At 60.3% G+C, this 21399-nt stretch carries 15 protein-coding genes; 8 read left to right on the top strand and 7 right to left on the bottom strand.

The window, feature by feature from the left end:
• Positions 1 to 697: 697 nt before the first annotated feature.
• Both cphA and DX909_RS18150 read left to right on the top strand, forming a co-directional pair.
• Entirely contained in the window at positions 698 to 3340 is a 2643-nt protein-coding gene (gene cphA / locus DX909_RS18155; protein WP_128546618.1) for a cyanophycin synthetase, read from the top strand.
• A 457-nt stretch (positions 3341 to 3797) separates the two neighbouring features.
• On the top strand, positions 3798 to 4640 hold the full coding sequence (locus DX909_RS18150) for a cyanophycinase (RefSeq protein ID WP_128546617.1): 843 nt from the start codon (positions 3798 to 3800) through the stop codon (positions 4638 to 4640).
• Here the strand turns inward: DX909_RS18150 and DX909_RS18145 are convergent, their stop codons facing one another.
• The 5 genes from DX909_RS18145 to DX909_RS18125 all read right to left on the bottom strand — a co-directional run bounded on the left by DX909_RS18145 (position 4641) and on the right by DX909_RS18125 (position 11198).
• Positions 4641 to 5540: an isoaspartyl peptidase/L-asparaginase family protein gene (locus DX909_RS18145; protein ID WP_128546616.1), complete on the bottom strand. Its 900-nt coding sequence runs from the start codon at positions 5538 to 5540 to the stop codon at positions 4641 to 4643. It abuts the gene before it with no gap.
• 94 nt (positions 5541 to 5634) lie between these two features.
• Positions 5635 to 6480, bottom strand: coding sequence for a 3-keto-disaccharide hydrolase (locus tag DX909_RS18140; RefSeq protein ID WP_128546615.1), 846 nt, complete (start codon positions 6478 to 6480; stop codon positions 5635 to 5637).
• Between the two features lie 30 nt (positions 6481 to 6510).
• Complete coding sequence (locus tag DX909_RS18135) at positions 6511 to 7827, bottom strand: Gfo/Idh/MocA family protein (protein WP_128546614.1); 1317 nt, start codon at positions 7825 to 7827, stop codon at positions 6511 to 6513.
• Between the two features lie 173 nt (positions 7828 to 8000).
• Complete coding sequence (locus DX909_RS18130) at positions 8001 to 10460, bottom strand: glycoside hydrolase family 95 protein (protein ID WP_128546613.1); 2460 nt, start codon at positions 10458 to 10460, stop codon at positions 8001 to 8003.
• A gap of 114 nt (positions 10461 to 10574) precedes the next feature.
• Positions 10575 to 11198, bottom strand: coding sequence for a TetR/AcrR family transcriptional regulator (locus tag DX909_RS18125; RefSeq protein ID WP_128546612.1), 624 nt, complete (start codon positions 11196 to 11198; stop codon positions 10575 to 10577).
• Between the two features lie 108 nt (positions 11199 to 11306).
• Here DX909_RS18125 and DX909_RS18120 point away from each other — a divergent pair, with 108 nt between their 5' ends.
• From DX909_RS18120 to DX909_RS18110, 3 genes are all read left to right on the top strand, one after another.
• Positions 11307 to 11852 carry a dihydrofolate reductase family protein gene (locus tag DX909_RS18120; protein WP_128546611.1) on the top strand — a complete coding sequence of 182 codons (546 nt, stop codon included), beginning with the start codon at positions 11307 to 11309 and terminating at the stop codon, positions 11850 to 11852.
• A gap of 66 nt (positions 11853 to 11918) precedes the next feature.
• Entirely contained in the window at positions 11919 to 13457 is a 1539-nt protein-coding gene (locus DX909_RS18115) for a sulfatase family protein (RefSeq protein ID WP_128546610.1), read from the top strand.
• Positions 13458 to 13515: 58 nt separating this feature from the next.
• Positions 13516 to 14529 carry a formylglycine-generating enzyme family protein gene (locus tag DX909_RS18110; RefSeq protein WP_128546609.1) on the top strand — a complete coding sequence of 338 codons (1014 nt, stop codon included), beginning with the start codon at positions 13516 to 13518 and terminating at the stop codon, positions 14527 to 14529.
• Positions 14530 to 14535: 6 nt separating this feature from the next.
• Here the strand turns inward: DX909_RS18110 and DX909_RS18105 are convergent, their stop codons facing one another.
• Together DX909_RS18105 and DX909_RS18100 are read right to left on the bottom strand one after the other, a co-directional pair.
• A complete protein-coding gene (locus DX909_RS18105) occupies positions 14536 to 17046 on the bottom strand; it encodes an ABC transporter permease (RefSeq protein WP_128546691.1) in 2511 nt (836 codons plus the stop codon).
• 75 nt (positions 17047 to 17121) lie between these two features.
• Positions 17122 to 17829, bottom strand: a complete 708-nt coding sequence (locus DX909_RS18100; protein ID WP_128546608.1) for an ABC transporter ATP-binding protein — start codon at positions 17827 to 17829, stop codon at positions 17122 to 17124.
• Positions 17830 to 18015: 186 nt separating this feature from the next.
• On the opposite strand from DX909_RS18100, the gene DX909_RS18095 reads away from it, so the two are divergent.
• From DX909_RS18095 to DX909_RS18085, 3 genes are all read left to right on the top strand, one after another.
• Entirely contained in the window at positions 18016 to 18744 is a 729-nt protein-coding gene (locus DX909_RS18095) for an arylesterase (protein WP_128546607.1), read from the top strand.
• Positions 18745 to 18779: 35 nt separating this feature from the next.
• Entirely contained in the window at positions 18780 to 20054 is a 1275-nt protein-coding gene (locus DX909_RS18090; protein ID WP_128546606.1) for a dicarboxylate/amino acid:cation symporter, read from the top strand.
• 100 nt (positions 20055 to 20154) lie between these two features.
• On the top strand, positions 20155 to 21390 hold the full coding sequence (locus DX909_RS18085) for a serine hydrolase domain-containing protein (protein ID WP_374755866.1): 1236 nt from the start codon (positions 20155 to 20157) through the stop codon (positions 21388 to 21390).
• Positions 21391 to 21399 lie beyond the last annotated feature (9 nt).

The raw sequence follows: 21399 nt of genomic DNA, 5'->3' as shown, positions 1-21399 counted from the left end.
TCGGGTAGTTTGTATGGCCACAAAGCTAAAAAAGATGTTCAGCAAACACCAGCACTAAAATAGTCGCTTCCCGGTATTTTACGGAAGTGAAAGTGCCTGAAGGCACTGCTTCGCTACTTTCAGCCCGTTGGCAGCTACAAACGTCTCTCAGGTCTTTACCCTAAACCCTCTCAGAAGTGGTTTGGGGAAGGGGTTCCGTGCCTGACGGCACTGCCGGGGTGGGGTGGTCCGGTCGTGGCTACAACCATCGGGTCGCTACGCGACCTACTCCAGGACCAACACGGCGTTTCATCCCCTACCCACCATGCCGGCATTTAGGTCGCGTTGCGACCCGATGGTTGTAGCTACCCGCAAGCCCCCTACCGGGCGAAGCTAAGCCCTCTTCAGGGGGTTGGGGGTGGTTGATCTTCCCTCCCTAAACAATCTCTAAAGGGAGAGTGGGATCTGGCAAAGCTCCCCTTCAGGGGGCAAGGGTAAACAGGCCCGGGGGTAAACGATCGGCCTTCCCCCCGGGCCATTGCCTCAAAAAGCAGGGAGGCAACAGGATTCAGGCGATAAAAAATTGTATATTAATTACCTTTTCCCGAACCACATTACCCTTTTTAAGTCTGCTAATACGAGAAATTCAATTCCGGAAAGCAAAACGAGTTTTTATCCGTTTTAAGAAAGCCAATAGAACGCACAACAACTCAAACGTATGAAAATTCTGGATATCCGCTTTTTTCGCGGCCCAAATAACTGGTCGGTGCGGTATACGAAATTGGTGGCCATGACCCTCGATCTGGAAGAGCTGGAAGAGCGTCCGACCAATACCATCGACGGCTTTTACGAACGACTGAAGCAACTTCTGCCCAGCCTTTATACCCACCAATGTTCGGAAGGACGGCCCGGCGGCTTCTTTTTCCGGGTACAGGACGGGACCTGGATGGGCCACGTGATCGAACATATCGCCCTCGAAATTCAGGCACTGGCCGGTATTGAAGTCGGCTTCGGCCGCACCCGGGGTGCCGGGCCGGTGGGCGTCTACAACGTCATCTTTGCGTATAGTGAGGAACGTGCCGGTTACTATGCGGCCGGTAAGGCCGTTGAAATCGCCCAGGCCCTGATCGATAATCGACCGATCGACCTTGACGCCATCATCGCCCGGCTGAAGCACCTGTATGAATCGGATCGCATGGGCCCCAGCACCTCCGCCATCGTCGAAGCCTGCGTCCGGAAAGGCGTTCCGTTCATCCGCCTGGATAACGACTCCTATGTCCAGCTGGGCTACGGCGCCCGCCAGAAGCGCATTGAGGCCACCATGAGCAGCCGGACGGGTGCCATCGGCGTGGAAATCGCCGACAACAAAAGCGTGACCAAGCAGGTGCTCGAAGCCGCCGGTATTCCGGTGCCGATGGGCGAAGTGGTTCAGGATGAAAGCGGCCTGCAGGAGGTGCTTCGGTCCATCAGCTTCCCGCTGACGGTCAAGCCGCTGGACGGAAACCACGGCCGAGGGGTAATGACCAACATCCGGACGACCGAAGAACTGTTTATTGCTTACCACCGGGCCAGAGAACACTCCGACAGGGTGGTGGTCGAACAGTTCATCACCGGCGACGATTACCGCCTGCTGGTGGTCGACTACAAACTGGTGGCGGCTGCCCGGCGGGTTCCGGCCCAGGTAACGGGCGACGGTGTCTCGACGGTCCGCGAACTGATCGATCAGGCCAACCAGGACCCCCGTCGCGGGGACGGTCACCTCAACGTGCTGACCAAAATCGTGGTCGACGAATGCTCGCAGGACTACCTGAAGGCGCAGAATCTGACGCTGGACTCGGTGATTCCGGCCGGTAAAACGCTTTCGCTGAAACAAACGGCCAACCTCTCCACGGGCGGTACGTCCGTAGACATAACGGACCTCCTTCATCCGGAGGTAGCGTTCATGGCCGAGCGCGTGGCCCGGACCGTTGGGCTGGATATCTGCGGGGTGGACGTGATCGCCGAAGACCTGACCCTGCCCCTGAAGCCCTCCGGGGCCGTGGTGATCGAGGTCAATGCCGCCCCCGGTCTGCGGATGCACACGCACCCGTCGGAAGGGACACCCCGGCCCGTTGGGGAAGCCATTGCCGAAATGCTGTTCCCCGGCGACGAAAACGGCCGCATCCCGGTTATCGCCATCACCGGGACGAACGGCAAAACGACCACGACCCGGCTGACGGCCCACCTGTTCCGGCATCAGGGCAAAACGGTGGGATTTACGACCACCGAAGGGGTTTATATCGGTAATTTCTGCATCGAGGAAGGCGACTGCACCGGGCCGATCAGCGCCCGTAAGGTGCTGACGGATAGTTCGGTCGAGGTCGCCGTGCTGGAGTGCGCCCGTGGGGGTATGCTGCGCTCCGGGCTGGCGTTCGAACACTGCGACGTCGGGGTGGTGACCAACGTGGCCGCCGACCACCTGGGTCTGAACGGCATCCATACCGTCGAGGACATGGCCCGGGTCAAGTCGGTCATTCCGGAAACCGTGCGTTCGGGCGGGTACGCCGTCCTGAACGCCGACGAGGACCATACCTACGGCATGCGTGAACGGGTAAGCTGCCGGGTGGCCCTGTTCAGCCGCCGTCCCGACAGCGAGCGGATCGTGTCTCACCTGAAGGCGGGCGGTCTGGCTGCGGTGTATGAAGACGGTTTCATCACGATTCGGCAGGGCGATGCGGTCCTCCGTATCGAACGGGTCGAAGCTATCCCGCTGGCCTTTGGCGGCAAGGCGACCTTCATGGTCGAGAACATTCTGGCGGCCACGCTGGCGGCCTACTGCCAGGGCATGACACCCGAAGCCATCGCCGACGGACTGCGGACCTTCGAGCCGTCGAGTGAAACTACCCCCGGCCGGATGAACTGGTTCAAGTTCCGGGAGTTCAGCATTCTGGTCGATTATGCCCACAACCCGCACGGCCTGCGGGCGCTGGCCGAATATATCCAGGCGACTGATTTTAAACGGAAAACCGGCATCATCACCGGGGTCGGCGACCGGCGCGACGAAGACATCCGCGAACTGGGTACCATTGCCGGAGGTATGTTCGACGAAGTGGTCATCCGTCTGGACGAAGACGCCCGCGGGCGGCCGGAAGCCGAAATTATCCAACTCGTGTCGGAAGGAATCCGGTCGGTCGACCCGCAGAAGCCGATTCAGGTCGTCCCGGACGAGTGCGAAGCCCTGAAGTTTGCGGTCAACCGGGCGGAACCGGGAACGCTGATCGTACACCTGACCGAGAAAATCGCCAAGTCGGTGTCGATGATCCGGTCGCTGCTCGAACAGGAAGGCACGCGGGAGCCTCACGAAGAACTGGTAACCTGCTGAGAGACCACCCCCCGGCCCCCTCCTAAAACAGGAGGGGGTGGCTCCGCAGAACTGAAAAGGGGCAGCGCACTCTCCCCCTCCTTAGCAAGGAGGGGTCGGACCGGCGCTCCGGCCGGGGGGTGGTCCGGCGTCCCTCGTTCTTCAGGATAAACCCTTCCCCAAACAAGCTCTGAGGGGGTGGCTTCGCAGAGGTTTGTCATCCCGACGGAAGAAGGGATCTTATGGCTCAATGACCCAACTGACGGAATGCCGTGCCACAGGATCCCTCCTGCGTCGGGATGACAAAAAACTCCCCCTCTTTACCAAGGAGGGGGCCGGGGGGTGGTTAAAAAGGCCTCGGAGGAAAAACGGAGCAGAATAAAATCTCTTGCCGCTTTGCGGCTCCGGATGAAACAATTTGGCCGCTGTTATCTTATTTTGTCAGGAGATTTCCCCAAAGCCTGACAGAAGAAGCCTTATGATCGTAAAAGGAACGCTGATTGCCATTGGCGGAAACGAAGACAAAGGAACCCGAAGAAAGCCGCTGCACGTCCAGGACACGCCCCATCATTTCGTCAGTTCCGGGATTCTTTACCGGGTGGTTTCGGAGATAAAAAACCCCAAATCCTCGCTCGAAGTCATCACCACGGCCTCCAGCATTCCCGAAAAAGTAGGCAGTACGTACCTACGCGCCTTTCGCAAGCTGGGGCACGCCAGAACCGACGTCTTACCGATCACCAGCCGCGAAGAAGCCGACGCGCCGGAGGTGCTGGAACGCATCGCCAAAGCCGGCGCCGTGATGTTCTCCGGGGGCGACCAGTTCAAGCTCACTTCCGTGTTCCGGGATACGGCGTTCGCCAGACTCATTCATGAGCGTTATCTGCAGGATACGTTCGTCATTGCCGGAACCAGCGCCGGAGCGATGGCCATGTCGGACCTGATGATCTATCCGGCCGAAGAAAAAACCGGCCGCCCCAGCACGTCCGTGCCGCTGTATTCCGGCCTGGCGCTGGTCCACGAAGCCATCATCGATACCCATTTTCTGGTGCGGGGGCGCTTCCGGCGGCTGGCCGTGGCCGTGGCCGAGAACCCCACCCACATCGGCATCGGGCTGGAAGAAGATACCGGCATCATTATACGAAAAGGAAACAAACTCGAAACCATCGGGTCGGGCCTGGTGACGCTCATCGACGGCCGGAGCCTTCAGGAATCCAACTACACCGTCGCCCGGGCCAGCCACGACATTTTCATCGAGAACATGCTGGTGCATATCCTCCGCCACGGCAACAACTTCACCCTGCGGGATATGAAAATCTCCTGATCACCGGTCGAAGATTGCGACCTCCTTCCGGCCCCGCTCGTCGGCCCATCCGCGATACATGCCCTCGGAATGATAAACGAGTTCGGCGTTTCCGGCCGGATCGACGGCAATCAGCCCCCCTTCGCCCCCCAGCGGTTTCAGTTTGTCGAATATTACCGTCCGGCAGGCTTCGGCAAGGGAAAGACCCTTGTAGTCCATGAGGCAGGCCACGTCGTAGGCGGCCACGAGCCGGATGAAATATTCGCCGTCGCCGGTGCAGGAAATGGCCCCGATGCGGTTGTCGGCGTAGGTGCCGGCCCCGATGATCGGGCTGTCGCCGACGCGGCCGTACCGTTTGTTGGTCGTGCCGCCGGTGGAGGTGGCGGCCGCCAGGTTGCCGTGCCGGTCGAGGGCCACGGCCCCGACCGTTCCCTTCCCGACGCCAGCCGGTTTCTGCTGCGCCTTCCGCAGTTCCTCCTTTCGAAATTCGGTGATGTAATAGGCATCGGGTTCGAACGGCAGCTGCTGTTCCCGGGCGAATTCTTCGGCGCCGTCACCGAGCAGGAAGATGTAATCGGTTTTTTCCATCACCAGCCGCGACAGCGTGATCGGGTTCCGGACGTTTTTCACCCCGGCCACGGCCCCGGCTTTGCCGGTTCTTCCGCACATGATCGAAGCATCCATCTCCTGGCGGCCGTCCGAGGTGAGGGCGGCCCCCCGCCCGGCATTGAACAATTCATTGTCTTCCAGGCTGTTCACCGCTTTTTCGACGGCGTCAAGAGCAGATCCGTTCCCGGATAATACCGCCAGACCGGCCTGCAGGGCGTCTTCGAGGCCCCGGCGGTAAGCGGCTTCTTTTTCGGGAGTCATTTCGGAAGGAGACAGCGTGCCGGCTCCCCCATGGATGGCAAGTGTAAACATTCGGAATCGGGTTATGTTGCAGGTAGAACCCGTTCCCCGCGGCCGGGTTTGGGCGGGGCCGCTCTTTTTATCCAAATGGACGGTGGTCGGCGGCTTAGGGCGTGGCGGTGCGCAGATTCTGCAGGACGGCGGTCAGCCGCTTCCGGTCGCGGGCATACGGCGCCAGGTCGAACAGCGCCACCTTGCGGAATTCAACGGGATGGCTTTCGCTCTGGAGCGAGATCCAGCCTTCCCGGATAAGCTGCCCGTCTTTCTTTACGGCCGGGTTGTGGTGGATTACGTTACCGCCCCCGATCTGCGGTTTTTCGTACGACAGCACGGTATCGCCCTCGACGATGTGGACCATCATCGAATCGCCCAGGACGAGGGCCGCAGCCCGCACCCACTGGTCGCCGTGGTAGGTTTTGGAGCGTGAATCGACGCAATGCGGGGTAAACAGCTTGCCGTTCATGACCACGTTGGTGCCCGGGGTGCAGAGGTTGGCCGTATGGCGCTCGGCCTTGCCGTTACCGCCCAGCAGCTGCATCTCCAGCGAAATCGGGAAATCCTGTTTGACGCCCATCGTGGCCGGGTCCTGGCAGTGCAGCATGGCCCCGCTGTTACGGGTCGCCCAACCCGGTCCGCCGGCGACCTGGTCCCCGACGAAGCGGTATTCCAGCACCAGCAGGTAGTGGGAAAACTTACGTTTGTAGAAGATATGGCCGTATTGCTCGTCGAAGGCCTTGTACTGGTCATACCGGACCACCATCTTCCCGTCCTCGACCCGGAACGTGTTGCCGAAGTTGTCGTTCAGCGGGTGCCCGGCGATCTTCACCGACCAGTCTTTCAGGTCTTTTCCGTTGAAAAGCTGAATCCAGGCATCCTTCTTCTGCCACGTAGCCGCCGAAGAAGCGATCAGACAGAGGGCCAGGAACAGGAAAACACTCGGGCGAAATTTCATGGAAAACCGGACTTGCCGTCGTTTTTCGGGTTAAACTTTAATGGACCATTCGTCGCGCAGCGGGCGTTCGAGCAGGGCGTTGGCCTCCCTGTCTTTTTTGAACGATTCTTTTTTCGGGTCCCAGCGCAGCGGCCGCTTCAGTTCATAGGCGATGTTGCCGATGTTGCAGACCGTCGCCGTCCGGTGCCCGACCTCCACGTCGCAGATGGGCTTGCTGCGTTTCCGCATGGCGTCCAGGAAGTCCTTGTAGTGGTTGTCGCTGAAATACACGCGCCTGTCGTTGTTGCCGATCACGCGGTCTTTCAGGGCCGTCGGGGTGGTTTCGAGCTTCCGGCGCTGGATGTTCAGCGTCCCTTCCGTCCCGACATACTGGATGGCGTTGCTCCACTCCCAGGGCTCGTGGGTCATGGTAATGCCGCTGGCGTAGCGGTAGGTCAGGAATTTATGCTCCCTGCCGTCGGGCGGAATCACCTCCACCGGCCCGCTGTTGTCCATGTCCAGCGACCACTGCACGATGTCGAACATATGAGCGCCCCAGTCCGTCACTCCGCCCCCGCCGAACTCCTTGTAGTTTCGCCAGTTCGGGAAAACGTCCTGCGAGAGCGGGGGAGCCAGCTCCGTGCTGAACGGTTTCGGCTCGTTCGGCCCCAGCCAGGCGCTCCAGTCCAGTCCTTCGGGAACCGGCTCGCCCTGAAGCGTATACGGTTTCGGTGGCCCGCCGACGTTCACTTTAATCATTTTGATGTCGCCGAGGTAGCCGTTGCGGATGAGTTCGGCGGTCTGCCGGAACTCCGGCCAGGAGCGCTGCATACTGCCGGTCTGGAACACCCGGTTGTGTTTCCGGGCGGCCTGCACCATGGCGCGGCCTTCCCGCACCGTCAGCGAAAGCGGTTTTTCGCAGTAAATATCCTTGCCGGCTTCGGCGGCTTTCACGGCCATGACCGCGTGCCAGTGGTCCGGCGTCACGATCACCACCGCGTCGATGTCCTTGCGGTCGAGCAGCTGCCGGAAATCGTCATAGAGCTGAATGTCGGTATACGTCCCCTTCCCCTGCCCGGCCTCGCTGGTGTAGAAAGTTTTGACCTGGTCGATGAACAGCTGGCGTTTGGCCTTGTAGACCTCGGCGGCCGCCAGAATACGGGTTTCGCCCGTGGTCAGAAACTGCCGCGACAGTCCGCGGCTCTGCTTGCCGGTTCCGATGAAACCCAGCGTGATCATGTCGCTGGGCGCCCGGTAGCCCCGGCCGCCCAGTACGAAGCGGGGTACGATCAGGAAGGCGGACAGGGCCGTGGAAGCCTGCCCGATGAATTTTCTGCGGGAAACGGCCGTTGCCGGTTCTTTTTCCATAACGACGTCAGGTTCGGGGTTCTGAAGGATGTGATGGTAAAAGGCGGGGGCAGGCCGGGTTTACTTATCGCACCACCCCCCGGCCCCTCCTTGGTAAGGAGGGGGTGGCTTTGCTGATTTTAAAAAATTGGCAGCGAACTCCCCCTCCTTACCAAGGAGGGGCCGGGGGTGGTCTACTCCGCCGTCAGCACATACGTCTGCCCCGGCCGGGTCGTGAACTCGACCAGTTGGGTGGCTTTCGGAGCGGGCGGATTCAGTTTTGCTTCCGGCGAGACGCCGGCCGGTTTGGTGTCGGCGGTTTTGTAGAACGGGTTCGGGTTGGAGCCGGATGCGGGTTTGAGCGTCAGTCCGGCGGCACGCAGGGCGTTCGGGACGCGGATGCGGCAGTTGCCCCCGAGCGTCGAGCGGATGGTCACTTTCGCCAGCCGGCCGTCTTTCCACTCCATCGACCGGATCTCGAAGCCGCCCCGCGCCCGCAGGCCGCTGATGCTGCCGGACTTCCAGCCGTCGGGCAGGGCGGGCAGCAGGTGGATGGCGCCGTCGTGGCTCTGCATGAGCATTTCGGCAATACCGGCCGTACAGCCGAAGTTGCCGTCGATCTGGAACGGCGGGTGGGCGTCGAACAGGTTCGTGTAGGTGCCGCCCCCGCCTTTCTTGCCGGGCTTGTTCACCGGCGAAAGCTGGTCGGTGATGAGTTTATAGGCCCGGTTGCCGTCGAGGAGCCGCGCCCACCAGTTGACCTTCCAGCCCATCGACCAGCCCGTCGACACGTCGCCCCGGTGTTCGAGGGAGGTGCGGGCCGCGCTGAACAGCTCGGGGGTGCGGTAGGCCGACAGCTGGTCGGAAGGGAACAGACCGTAGAGGTGCGAAATGTGCCGGTGCTTGTCGTTGGGGTCGTCCAGGTCTTCGAGCCACTCCTGCAGCTGACCGTGTTTGCCGACCTGCATCGGCGCCAGCCGGTCGCGTTTTTCCTTCAGCGTTTTGACGAAGGCCGCGTCGGTATTCAGCACTTCGGCCGCCTGCATGGTAGCCGTCAGGATGTCGAACACCAGTTGGTTGTCCATGGTGGTTCCTGCGCCAATCGAGACGCCCTGCCGGGTTGAAGGGGCATTTTCCGGCGACATGCCGGGGCACACGACGAGGTAGTGATGCGTCGGTTCCTCAACCAGAAAATCAATAAAGAACTGGGCGGCACCCTTCATGGCCGGGTAGACGGTTTTGAGGTAGTTCTTATCGCCCGAATAGCGGTATTTCTCCCAGAGGTGCTGGCTCAGCCAGGCCCCGCCCATCGGCCATAAACCGTAGAAAATGGGGTCCACGGGCCCCGTAATGCGGAAGAGGTCGGTGTTGTGGTGGGCCACCCAGCCCCCGGCGCCGTAGAGGGTTCTGGCGGTCGGCTGGCCGGCCACCGACAACTCCTTCACCATCTGAATCAGGGGCTCGTGCATCTCGCTGAGGTTGGTCAGCTCGGCGGGCCAGTAGTTCATCTCGGTGTTGATGTTGATCGTATACTTGCTGTCCCAGGGCGGGTCCATTTGCTGGTTCCAGAGGCCCTGAAGGGTGGCAGGCTGACCGCCGGGCTGGGAGGCTGAAATCAGCAGATACCGCCCAAACTGGAAGTACAGCGTCACCAGCTGCGGGTCGTTGCCGGTCGCAAACTGCCGGATGCGTTCGTCGGTCGGCAATTGGGCGGCTTCGCTGGTGCCGAGGTCGAGCCGGACGCGGTCGAAATACTTGCGGTAGGCCGCTACATGGTCGTTCAGGATGGTTTGGAACGGCCGGGGAGCGGCTTTCGTCAGGTACTTTTCGGCCAGCGCCCGCGGGTCGGCGGTCAGGGTTTTGTAATCGACGAAGTTGGTACCGATGGAAACCAGAATCGTAGCGGCATCGGCGTTGCTGACGGTCACGGACGTATCGCCCGCCGTCAGTTGTCCGCCCTCCGGAATGACCCGCACGTGGGCGTTGAACTTCACCTGGCCTTTGACGCCCTCGTGGTCGCCGGTGGTACCGGTCAGCACCAGTTTGCCGCCTTTCTCCACGCTTTCCTGCGACTGCTGCGGGCTGGTAAGGAAGGCCGTGAAACTCAGCCGGCGCGGCCGGTCGGCGGTGAGCCGGACGGCGATGACCTGATCGGGAACGGAAGCGATCACCTGGCGCGTATATTTCACGCCGTCGGCGGTATAGGAAGTGGTGGTCACGGCCCGTTCGAGGTCCAGATCGCGATAGTAATTCGAATGCTGATCGTGGCCCGGGAAGCTCAGGTGCAGGTTACCGACGGGCTGGTATTTCATCCCGTTGTTACTTTTCGACTGGTATTTCTCGGCCGCCAGCTTCTGTGCTTCAGCGTGTTTGCCCTCGAAGATCAGCTGCCGGATAGTCGCCAGACCGGAAAGCGCGTCCGGATTTTCGTTGCGGTTGGGGCCGCCCGACCAGACGGTGGCTTCGTTGAGCTTGATGACTTCCTGATCGGGATTGCCGTACACCATCGCGCCAAGCCGTCCGTTGCCGACGGGCAGGGCCGCCGTCCAGGTGGTTCCGGCGGGTTTATCGTACCAGAGTTTCAGCGGGGTTGGCTGCTGGGCGAAGGCCGGTGCAGCCACCAGAAGGAAGAAGATCCGGAATAGTCTTTTCATAGTGAATGGGTCCTATTACTGATTAGTTAAGTCCCATCCGATCATACTCTTTTCGCCGGCTGTTTTTTTACCGTCGGGTTCTTTGAAAAGGCATTTAATCCAGAGCAGGACGCGTCATCGGCTGCGTAGGTAGCCCATGACCATTTCAAAAACGACGGTTTTGCGGTTTTCCAGAAAGACCCGGAACTGTTCCTCGTTCTCGAAATCGGCGATCAGGGTAATGATGGGCTTCGCCATGAACGGCAGCACCAGCGTCCCGATCAGGGTGGACAGCACCTGAATCGGGTCGACCTTCCGGATGGTGCCGCGTTCGCCCTCTTCCCGAAGCTGCATCACAAAGTGGGAGGTTTTCAGAAGTTTCGGCATCTCCAGGTCGGTGATCAGAACGCCCCCGCCCTTCAGCAGCTCGGACAGGACAAACAGGGGCAGGTGGGGGTTGGCGGCCAGAAAATCGGTATAGCGGTCGATCAGCTTCCAGATCTTGATTTCAAGGGGCAATTCATCGTTGAGCAGATGATAGATCGTGCCGAAGAAATTTTTGAAGGCTTCGAGAAAAATGCTCTTATAGAGCTGTTCCTTGCTCCGGAAGTAATAATTGACCAGGGCGATGTTCACGTCGGCCTCCTGGGCGATGTGCTTCAGCTTGGCCCCGTCGAATCCTTTCTCCAGAAACACCTTACGGGCGGCTTCCTTAATCTTCTGTTCCGTATTGAGGTCGGTTTCCCTGCTCGTGTCCATTCCGGCAAAGGTAGGCGTCGGCGCACGGATTAAAAAGGATTTTAAATGACTTTTTAAAATGAATCCTGGCGTACCTTTGCCGCCTGCCTATCACCTTTCATAAACCGCATGAGAAAGATTGTCTATCACGTTGCGTCCACCCTCGACGGCTACATCGGCAACGAAGACGGCTCGGTCGATAAAGGATTCGTACCGGAAGGAGAACACGTCACCGAGTATCTGGAGTCGCTGAAAAGTTACGATACCGTCATTATGGGAAAGGCGACGTATGAATTTGGCTATCAGTACGGAATGCAGCCGGGCCAGCCGCCCTACCCCTGGATGAAGCATTACATCTTTTCCAAAACCCTGCACTTCGAAACACCCCCGGACGAGCGGGTGGAAATCATCGACCGCGATGAACTGGCTTTTCTCCGGCAACTGAAAGCCGGGGAGGGGACCGACATCTATCTGTGCGGAGGGGGCGCATTTGCGGCTTTTCTGCTGGAGAACGAACTCATCGACCAACTGATCGTCAAACTGAACCCGGCGCTGCTCGGCAGCGGCATCCGGCTGTTCGGCACCAGTAAAAAATACGTCGATCTTACCTTACTGGATTCAAAACCATACGACACCGGCGTTCTGCTGCTGACGTATCAAATCAGGTATCAATAACCGGGTCCGGAGGGCCGGCGCACTGCCGGCCGCCCCTATTATCCGCCTTATCCGGCTTTTCCAACTATGAAAAACGGCTTTTTCTTCGCAGCGGTCGTCGGTATTTCCGCCATTCTGGCCGGGCTGCTCACCGCCTTTCACCCGGCACCGCCCAAAGCGGCACAGACGCCCAAAAACATTATCTTCATCCTGGCCGACGACCACCGCTACGACGCGCTGGGGTTCATGAACCGCTTCTCCGGCCTGCAAACGCCGAATCTGGACCGGCTGGCGGCCGAGGGCGCTCACCTTCAGAACGCCTTCGTCAGCACGGCCCTCTGCTCGCCCAGCCGCGCCAGCATCCTCTCGGGTCAGTATGCCCACACGCATCGGGTGGTCGACAACTTTGCCCCGCTGCGGAAAGGGCTGATGTTTTTCCCGCAGTACCTTCAGAAAGCGGGCTACCAGACCGGGTTTTTCGGGAAGTGGCACATGGGCAACGCCGACGATATGCCGCAGCCCGGCTTCAACTACTGGCTGAGCTTTCAGGGCCAGGGCGTCTATTACAACCCGACGCTCAACATCAACGGCAAGCGGATCGCCCACGGCGACAGCGCCTATATCACGGACCTGCTGACGGACTATTCCCTCAAATGGCTCAGCTCGCTCGACAAAAAGAAGCCGTTCATGATGTATCTGTCGCACAAGGCCGTGCATGCCGAGTTCATGCCCGCCCGGCGGCACCGTGGCAACTACCGCGACATGCCCATCGCCTACCCGGCCTCGATGTACCTGACGGCCACCGATACCAGCAAAGCCTGGGGACCGAAACCGACCCGGAACCCCGAAACCGGCGACCTGAAGGCCAACCTGGCCGATCTGCCGGCCTGGGTGAAGAAACAGCGGTACAGCTGGCACGGCGTGGACTATATGTACCACGGCCAGATCGGCTTCAATGACTTTTACCGGAGTTACTGCGAAACGCTGCTGGGCGTCGACGAGAGCGTCGGGCGGGTGCTGAAGTGGCTGGACGACAACGGTCTGGCGGAGAACACGCTGGTCGTGTACATGGGCGACAACGGCTTTGCCTTCGGGGAGAAGGGGCTGATCGACAAACGGCATATGTACGAGGAGTCGATGCGGGTGCCGCTGCTGGTGCGCTGTCCGGCCGTGATCAAACCGCAGACGAAGGTGACGCAGGTCATTCAGAACATCGACATCGCGCCCACGCTGCTGGCCTACGCCGGGATGGCGAAACCGGCCCAGATGCAGGGCAACTCGTTCCTGCCCATCCTGAAAGGGGAAAAGATCGCCTGGCGCGACCGGGCGTTCTACGAATACTACTGGGAAGCCGACTTTCCGCAGACGCCCACCATGTTCGGCGTCCGGACCGACCGGTATAAATACATTTTCAACCACGGCGTCTGGGATGCCAACGAACTCTACGACCTCCAGGCCGACCCCGGCGAAGTGAACAACCTCATTCGCAGCCCGCAGCATCAGGAAGTCGCCAGACAACTCCGCGATCAGGTGTTTACCTGGCTCGAATCGACCGGCGGGCTTCAGATACCGCTCAATCCCGTCCGGCAGAAACGGTTCGACCACCTCTACAAAGGCACGTACTGAAAAAACCGGGTAACCGATAGACGGAAACCGCTTATCTTTAAGTTAATTTTTGCGGGAAATGAACACGTTGCAAACCATAGGAAGGGATTTTTTCCGGTATAGCGCCGGCATCGGGCTGAGTCTCTGGCTGGCGTCCGGCCTGACCGGCTGCTCCTCCGGCGAAAACCGGGAAGCCGAACAAAAGCGGGAGCCCATCGAGCTGACGCCCACGGTCACCGTACTGCCGACCGTCGAGGGCCTGCCGCCCGTGAAGGCCATAGCGGCTCCGGCTCCGGCTCCTTCCGGGATGGTCTGGGTGCCGGGCGGACGTACGCTGATCGGTGATGACACCACCGGCAAGGAGAAACCGACGTTCTGGGTGGAGGTGAAGCCGTTCTGGATGGACGAACACCCCGTGACGGTGGCAGAATTCCGGCGGTTTGTCGAGGCCACCAAATACAAAACCGAGGCCGAAAAGTTCGGCGACGGCGGGGTGTTCGACGAGAAGACCCGCCAGTGGACGCTGGTGAAGGGGGCCAACTGGCAGTACCCGCAGGGCCCGGACAAGCCGAAAGCGCCCGACAACCACCCCGTCACGCAGGTTTCCTGGAACGATGCCACCAACTTTGCCGTCTGGGCCGGGAAGCGGCTTCCCTCGGAGTTCGAATGGGAACATGCGGCCCGCAACGCACGCAACGACCGCACGCTGTATCCGTTCGGGAACGAACTGACGCACAACGGCAGGGCGATGGCCAACACCTGGAACGGCAAGTTTCCCGAATACAACGAAAATACCGACGGGTTCCGGACGACCTCGCCCGTCGGTTATTACGGAAAATCCCCGCTCGGCCTGACCGACATGACCGGCAACGTCTGGGAGTGGTGCAACGAGTGGCGGCAGCGGTATTCCGACCTTGTGGAGGGGCGGCAGCCGCAGAACCCGACCGAGAAGGTGCAGCGGGCCGGCTCGTTTCTCTGCGAACCCGGCTGGTGCCACGGCTACCGGGTGTCGGGCCGTTCGTATACCAGCCCGGAAACGGCGCTGATGCACGTCGGTTTCCGCTGCGTGAAAGACCTCGGCAAGCCCTCCTGACCGGCCCTACACTTCCGCCCGCAGCACTTCGAGGGGCGGGCGTACCAGCACCCCCCGGCTGTTGAAAAGGCCGATGAGGATGGTCAGGGCCGTGACGACGGCGGCTACGACCAGCAGGGGCGTAAAATCCGGAACGAACGGAATCTCGAAGACGAAATAGGCCAGCCCCCAGGTGCCGAATACCGACAGAACGATACCGGAAAAGGCCGCCAGCAGGCCCAGGAGCATATATTCGATCAGGGAAATCAGCAGAATCTGCCGCCGGCTGGCGCCCAGCGTCCGCAGCAGCACGCTCTCCTGAATCCGCTGGTATTTGCTGATCACGACCGAACTGCTCAGGACGAGCAGGCCCGTCACAATGCTGAACAGGGCCATGAACCGGATCACGAAGGAGACCTTCTCCAGAATATCGTCGATGGTGCGCAGGATCAGCCCGAGGTCGATTGCCGAGACGTTGGGATACCGGCGGACCAGATCCCGCTGGAAAGCGGCCGACTGCTGCGTATCGCGGACGCGCGTCATCAGCACGTGGAACTGCGGGGCCTGTTCCAGCACCCCGTTGGGAAAGACGATGAGGAAGTTGGTCTGCACCCGGTTCCAGTCCACCTCGCGGGTGCCGCCCACCACGGTCGGGATCAGGGCGCCCTGCACGTTGAACGTCAGCGTATCGCCCAGCTTCAGGCGCATCCGGTCCAGATACCCTTTTTCGACGGAAATGAGCGCCGTCTGGTTCCGCAGGCTCTGCGCCTTGCCGGTCGCCAGTTTCTCCGAGTCGATCAGGGCGTCGCGGTAGGTAACGCGGTATTCACGGGTCAGCGCCCAGTCCGGTATTTTGGAAGAAGTATCTTTCTGAATCGCTTCGACGGTTCGGCCGTTGACCTCCGCCAGCCGCATCGTCACCACGGGAACGCTCTGGACCACAGGCAGCCGATGGCTTTGAACCAGCTGCTGGACCCCGGCTTTCTGCTCGTTCTGAATATCGAACAGCACCATGTTGGGCTGCCCACCGCTGGCCGAAAGCTGCACCCGGCTCAACAGCAGGGTTTGAGTCAGGTAGAGGGTGGCGATCAGGAACGCGCCCAGACCGATGGAAATGACCAGGATCAGCGTCTGATTCTGCGGCCGGTACAGGTTGGCGAGGCTCTGCCGCCAGATGTAACTCCACGATACCGGGAAGAACCGGCGGACCAGGAACATCAGCAGCCGGCCCAACCCCGTCAGCACCCCGAACGCGGTAGCCAGCCCGAGCGTAAAGCCCAGCGCCATTTTCCAGTCCCGAATCTGCCAGTAGGCGAAACCGGTGATTGCCAGGACGATGGCTCCATAAACCGCCCAGCGAAGGGGATCGCGGCCGGTGACGTCCTCTTCGTAGGAGGTGCGGAGCGTCCGCAGCGGAGACACCTTGCGAATGACCAGCAGCGGCAGCAGCGCAAACAGAACGGCGATCACCAGCCCCGTGCCGACCCCCTGCGCCACGGCTTTCCAGGAGACCGTCACGGTTACGTCGATGGGCAGAAAACTGCCGAAGACTTCCGGCAGAATCAGCTGAACGATCGAACCCAGAGCCGCCCCCAGGACGGCGCCCATCAGGCCCATCAGCGAAGTCTGGATCAGGTAGATCAGGAAGGCCTGCCGGCCGCTGGCGCCGATGCACCGCAGCACGGCCACCGAAGCGATTTTCTCCTTGACGTACAGGTGGACCGCGCTGGCAACGCCCACACAGCCGAGCAGAAGGGCCACGAAGGCCACCAGGTTCAGAAACCGGGTCAGGTCGGTAAAGGCCCGGCCGGTCTGCTCCTTGCGCTCGGTGACGGTGTCATAATTGATCCCGGCTTTGTCCAGCCGGGAAGCGAAGGTTTTGATGTAGGCGTCGACGTTCGTGCCCGGGTCGAACTGGAAGTAAGACCGGTAGGTGACGCGGCTGCCGCGCTGAAGCAGGCCGGTTTCGGGCAGTTGGGCATACGGCAGAAAGACCGTTGGTGCCACGGTGGTCGTGACGGCCGTCTGGCCGGGCGTTTTCATTACCCGCCCGGCAACCAGAAACATCAGGCTCCCGACCTTGACCGAATCGCCGGGCCGGGCGTTGAGCTGCACCAGCAGTGCGTCGTCCACGAGAGCGATCCGCTCCCCGGTTTTGCCGGCCTTCCGGAACCGGGCCACGGCCGCGGACGGCTGCACCTCCCACTCCCCATAATAGGGAAATCTACCTTCCAGCGCCTTGACCTGTGACAGCCGGACACCCCCCGAACGCGGAAAAAACACCATCGACGGAAAGGCCACCTCGTTGCTGCGCTCGGGGCTGATGGTATTCAGAAATGCTTCGGTTTTCTTATTCAGCGTCTTGTTGTAGGTCAGCACCAGGTCGGCGCCGAGCAGTTCCCGGGCCTGCTCGTCCACGCTGGCCGACAGGTTGTCGCCGAATGAGTTGATGGCGACGAGAGCCGCGATGCCGAGCACGATGGCCGACATGAACAGAAACAGCCGCCGACGGCTCCGGCGGCTGTCGCGCCAGGCCATTTTCCAGAGCCAGGGGTCGGTGATCGACACCGACCGGGCGGGTACTTTGGGAAGGATACGGTCCATGAGGAAGGCTTATTGACCGGAGCGCAGGTCGGCGGTGGATTCAGTGTAGGTGTCGGAAACCACGTGGCCGCCCTTGATGCGGATGATGCGCTGGGTGCGGGAGGCCAGTTCGAGGTCGTGGGTGACGAGGACGAGGGTGGTGCCGGCTTCGCGGTTCAGTTCGAAAATCAGGTCGACGACGTTGGCGCTGGTGTCGGTATCGAGGTTGCCGGTGGGTTCGTCGGCGAACAGGATTTTGGGCCGGTTGGCGAAGGCCCGCGCCAGTGAAACACGCTGCTGCTCACCGCCGGAGAGCTGGGTAGGGTAGTGGTGGCCCCGTTGTCCCAGACCGACGCGCTCCAGAAGTTCCTGGGCGGTCCGGCCGGCTTTTTTCTCTCCCCGCAGTTCCAGCGGCACCATCACGTTTTCGAGGGCCGTCAGCGTGGGCAATAACTGGAAGTTCTGGAAAATGAAGCCGACGTACTGGTTCCGGACGGCGGCACGTTCGTCTTCGGAAAGCGTATCGAGTTTGATGTCGTTCAGGTAAACGCTCCCCGACGAGGCCCGGTCCAGGCCGGCGCAGAGGCCGAGGAGGGTGGTTTTTCCGCTTCCGGACGGACCCACGATCGAGAACGTATCACCGGGCTGCAATTCAAAACTCACATCGTTCAACACGGTCAGGGTCCGGCCTCCGCTCTGGTAAGTTTTCGTCAGGTTTTCGGCGCGCAGAATGCTCATGATTCAATCAATTATTCGGGTAGATCAGCTTAGTTAACCAATTATTTAACGTTTTATTCACCGAGAACCGAAGTATATTTGACGAAGGGCCGGAAAGAAGGCTAAATGGAGAAATTAAGATTATTTTTGTCCGACTCCGGAAGACGAGTGGTTCGGTTCGCCGTTATTCCGGAAATTGACTGTTCGATGAAATCCGTACGATACAACCTCTATGCCGTCGCGATGGTGCTGCTGGCCCTGCTGGGCGGGTGCAACGGCGAAAAGAAAGAAACCGCTGAGAATCAGGAAAGCCGGAATACCGCCGACGCGGCCGACAAAGCGAAGGCTCCGGCGGCCAACCGGAAGAAAACCATCCTGTTTTTCGGAAACAGCCTTACCGCCGGTTACGGGGTCGAGCCGTCGCAGGCGTTCCCGGCGCTGGTCGGCCGGAAGGCCGAAGCCGCCGGGCTGACCTACCAGGTGATCAACGCCGGGCTGAGCGGGGAGACGACCGCAGGCGGAAAAAGCCGCATCAGCTGGGTCCTGCGGCAGCCGGTGGACGTGTTCGTGCTGGAACTGGGAGCCAACGACGGCCTGCGGGGCATTCCCCTCGACGCCACCCGCCGGAACCTCCAGGCCATCATGGACACCGTCCGGAAAAAGAGCCCGCAGGCCCAGATCATCCTCGCCGGTATGCAGATACCGCCCAACCTCGGCGCGGATTATACCCGGGAGTTCCGTGAACTTTTCAAAGACCTGGCCGATGAGAACGACGTCGAACTGATCCCGTTCCTGCTCGAAGGCGTCGGCGGCATTCCGCGGCTGAATCAGTCCGACGGCATCCACCCCACGCCGGAGGGCCACCGCATCCTGGCCGACAACGTCTGGGAAATCCTCGAACCCGTTCTTCGCAAACAGCAGGGCACCGACAGCTAATCACCGTTCTGCCCGGCCGGGGCACCACCACGATCATGCGAAAACTTCTCAATAACCTGACCTTCCGGGTCCTGATTGCCATCACGCTGGGGATTCTCGTCGGGCATTTTTTTCCGGCCACGGCGGCTAAGCTCAAGCCCCTCGGGGATCTGTTCATCAACCTGATCAAGATGGTGATCGCGCCCATCATCTTCCTGACTATCGTGTTGGGAATCAGTAATATGGGCGATCTGAAGAAAGTAGGCCGGGTCGGGGGCAAGGCGCTGCTGTACTTCGAGGTCGTGACGACGCTGGCGCTCGTCATCGGTATCGTGGTCGCCAATCTGATCCGGCCGGGGGAGGGGGTGCAGGCCACGGCCGTCAAAGGCGGGGACGTCAGCCAGTATGCCGAACAGGGCAAGGAGATGAACTGGCTCGACTTCTTCCTGCACATCGTCCCGAGCAATGCCGTCAAGGCCTTTGCCGAGGGCGAAATCCTTCAGGTGCTGGTGTTTTCCATCCTTTTCGGCGTCGGCCTGACCCGTATGGGCGAGCGCGGGCAGTCGCTGATCCAGACGTTCGAGAAGCTGTCGCGGGTTTTTTTCAACATCCTGGGCGTGGTGATGGTGCTGGCTCCGCTGGGCGCATTCGGTGGGATGGCCTTCACCATCGGCAAGTACGGTCTGGCGACGCTCGTGCCGCTGGCCAAGCTGATGGGGACGGTCTATCTGACCATGTTTCTGTTCATTTTCGTGGTGCTGAACCTCATCCTGCGGTATTACCGCGTCAGCCTCTGGAAGGTGCTGAAATACATTCGGGAAGAACTGCTGATCGTGCTGGGCACGTCGTCCTCGGAGTCGGCCCTGCCGCAGGTGATGGACAAGCTTGAAGCGATGGGCTGTTCGCGCTCGGTGGTGGGACTGGTGATTCCGGCGGGCTATTCGTTCAATCTCGACGGCACGACCATCTATCTGTCGATGGCGACCATCTTTCTGGCGCAGGTGTTCAGCGTCGACCTGACGCTCGGGCAGGAGCTGACCATCATCGGCATCCTGATGGTGACCTCCAAGGGGGCTGCGGGCGTCACCGGCAGCGGGTTCATCGTGCTGGCGTCGACCCTGACGGCCGTGCAGGTAATACCGGTCGAAGGGCTGGCGCTGCTGCTGGGCGTGGATCGGTTCATGTCGGAAGCCCGTTCGATAACAAACATCATCGGCAATACGGTTGCCACCATTTTTATTGCTAATAATGAGAAGGAATTCGACCGGCGGAAAATGGAGCGTGCCTTCGGCAAACGGGAACGGGACGAACTCGCCGATTACAAATACTGAATTTTTCCGGGGGAATCGATAGGGTCCCTGGAAAAAGAGTATTTTTGCTGGTAACGAGAGTAACGAAGAGTCAGGAACGCAGCGAATATCAACGTAACGAATGAGATTGTCGGGAATCTGGGCAGTAGTCGCTGCCGTGAGTATCCTTATCGGGTGCGACTGGAGTGAAGAGAAAAAATTGAATCGGTCGGCGAATGCCATGCGGAATTGCGCCGAAGACCAGGTATTGAGTCCTTCCCAGGAACAGGCCGTCCGGCAGCAGATCAGCGCGGATGCCAAGATCCAGAAGATCGATGCGCTCATCCGGAGTAAAGTCCGGGCCGGTTTCAACGGCAACGTGCTCATTGCCCAGAAAGGCGTCGTTCTCTATAAAAAATCGTTCGGGCTGGCTCATTTCGAAAGCTCCTCCCGCGATTCGCTCACCATCGACTCCAAGTTCCAGCTGGCGTCTCTTTCCAAAACGTTTACGGCCGTCGCCACGCTCAAACTGGTGGAAGCGGGCAAAATCAAACTCGCCGACAGCATCCAGCGATTCTTCCCGGCTTTTCCCTACCACGGCATCACCATCGAAAACCTGCTGTCGCACCGGAGCGGGCTGCCGAACTACGCCTACGCTTTCGAGGACAGCATGCGGACCAACTTTTACAAGTTCGAAAAGCCGTATCCGAACAATGCCGACATCATGCGCTGGTTTGCCACCGTCAACCCGACGCCCCAGCGGTATAACGTACCGGGCAGGACGTTCAGCTACAGCAACACCAACTACTGCGTGCTGGCGGCCATCATCGAGAAAGTCACCGGGCAGCCGTTCGACCAGTTTGCCCGAAAAAACATCTTCGAGCCGCTCGGCATGAAAAACACCTGGGTCGCCACCACCCGCAACGACTCCATCAACCAGTACCGCACCGCCGGCTACCAGTGGAACCGCAGGATTCCCAAAGACTATTACGACGATGTGGTCGGCGATAAAGGCGTCTATTCCACCGTCGGGGATCTGTTCCGGTGGTACCGCGCCCTCAACGGCGACTGTCTCATCCGCAAATCCCTGCTGACGGAAGCTTTCATGCCCCGCAGCTTCGAGCGGAAAGGCAACCGGAACTACGGCTACGGCTTCCGGATGTACGTCGATAACCAGAACCAGCCCGAATACATCTACCACACCGGCTGGTGGAAAGGGTACAACAGCATCTTCTGGTTCAGCCCCAAAGACGACTTCGTGATCATCCTTCTGGGCAACCGGTTCAACCGGACGGTTTATCAGGTCCGCGAACTGCTCGAAGTGCTGCATGGGCATCCGTCGAACGCCGAGGCCGAAAGCGGGGAAGTAGATGTATAACCCGGATGC

Source organism: Larkinella soli (assembly GCF_003703975.1).
In the GTDB taxonomy this organism is placed as follows: domain Bacteria; phylum Bacteroidota; class Bacteroidia; order Cytophagales; family Spirosomataceae; genus Larkinella; species Larkinella soli.
The sequence above is the reverse complement of the archived record's forward strand: the minus strand, read 5'-3'. Positions and strand labels throughout refer to the sequence as shown.

Bases quoted from the DNA above. Each gene is read 5' to 3' on its own strand.
- DX909_RS18115 (WP_128546610.1), top strand. From the start codon at position 11,919: ATGAAAAACGGCTTTTTCTTCGCAGCGGTCGTCGGTATTTCCGCCATT.
- DX909_RS18090 (WP_128546606.1), top strand. From the start codon at position 18,780: ATGCGAAAACTTCTCAATAACCTGACCTTCCGGGTCCTGATTGCCATC.
- DX909_RS18085 (WP_374755866.1), top strand. From the start codon at position 20,155: ATGAGATTGTCGGGAATCTGGGCAGTAGTCGCTGCCGTGAGTATCCTT.
- DX909_RS18100 (WP_128546608.1), bottom strand. From the start codon at position 17,829: ATGAGCATTCTGCGCGCCGAAAACCTGACGAAAACTTACCAGAGCGGA.
- DX909_RS18105 (WP_128546691.1), bottom strand. From the start codon at position 17,046: ATGGCCTGGCGCGACAGCCGCCGGAGCCGTCGGCGGCTGTTTCTGTTC.
- DX909_RS18125 (WP_128546612.1), bottom strand. From the start codon at position 11,198: ATGGACACGAGCAGGGAAACCGACCTCAATACGGAACAGAAGATTAAG.
- cphA (WP_128546618.1), top strand. From the start codon at position 698: ATGAAAATTCTGGATATCCGCTTTTTTCGCGGCCCAAATAACTGGTCG.
- DX909_RS18150 (WP_128546617.1), top strand. From the start codon at position 3,798: ATGATCGTAAAAGGAACGCTGATTGCCATTGGCGGAAACGAAGACAAA.
- DX909_RS18140 (WP_128546615.1), bottom strand. From the start codon at position 6,480: ATGAAATTTCGCCCGAGTGTTTTCCTGTTCCTGGCCCTCTGTCTGATC.
- DX909_RS18135 (WP_128546614.1), bottom strand. From the start codon at position 7,827: ATGGAAAAAGAACCGGCAACGGCCGTTTCCCGCAGAAAATTCATCGGG.
- DX909_RS18120 (WP_128546611.1), top strand. From the start codon at position 11,307: ATGAGAAAGATTGTCTATCACGTTGCGTCCACCCTCGACGGCTACATC.
- DX909_RS18095 (WP_128546607.1), top strand. From the start codon at position 18,016: ATGAAATCCGTACGATACAACCTCTATGCCGTCGCGATGGTGCTGCTG.
- DX909_RS18110 (WP_128546609.1), top strand. From the start codon at position 13,516: ATGAACACGTTGCAAACCATAGGAAGGGATTTTTTCCGGTATAGCGCC.
- DX909_RS18130 (WP_128546613.1), bottom strand. From the start codon at position 10,460: ATGAAAAGACTATTCCGGATCTTCTTCCTTCTGGTGGCTGCACCGGCC.
- DX909_RS18145 (WP_128546616.1), bottom strand. From the start codon at position 5,540: ATGTTTACACTTGCCATCCATGGGGGAGCCGGCACGCTGTCTCCTTCC.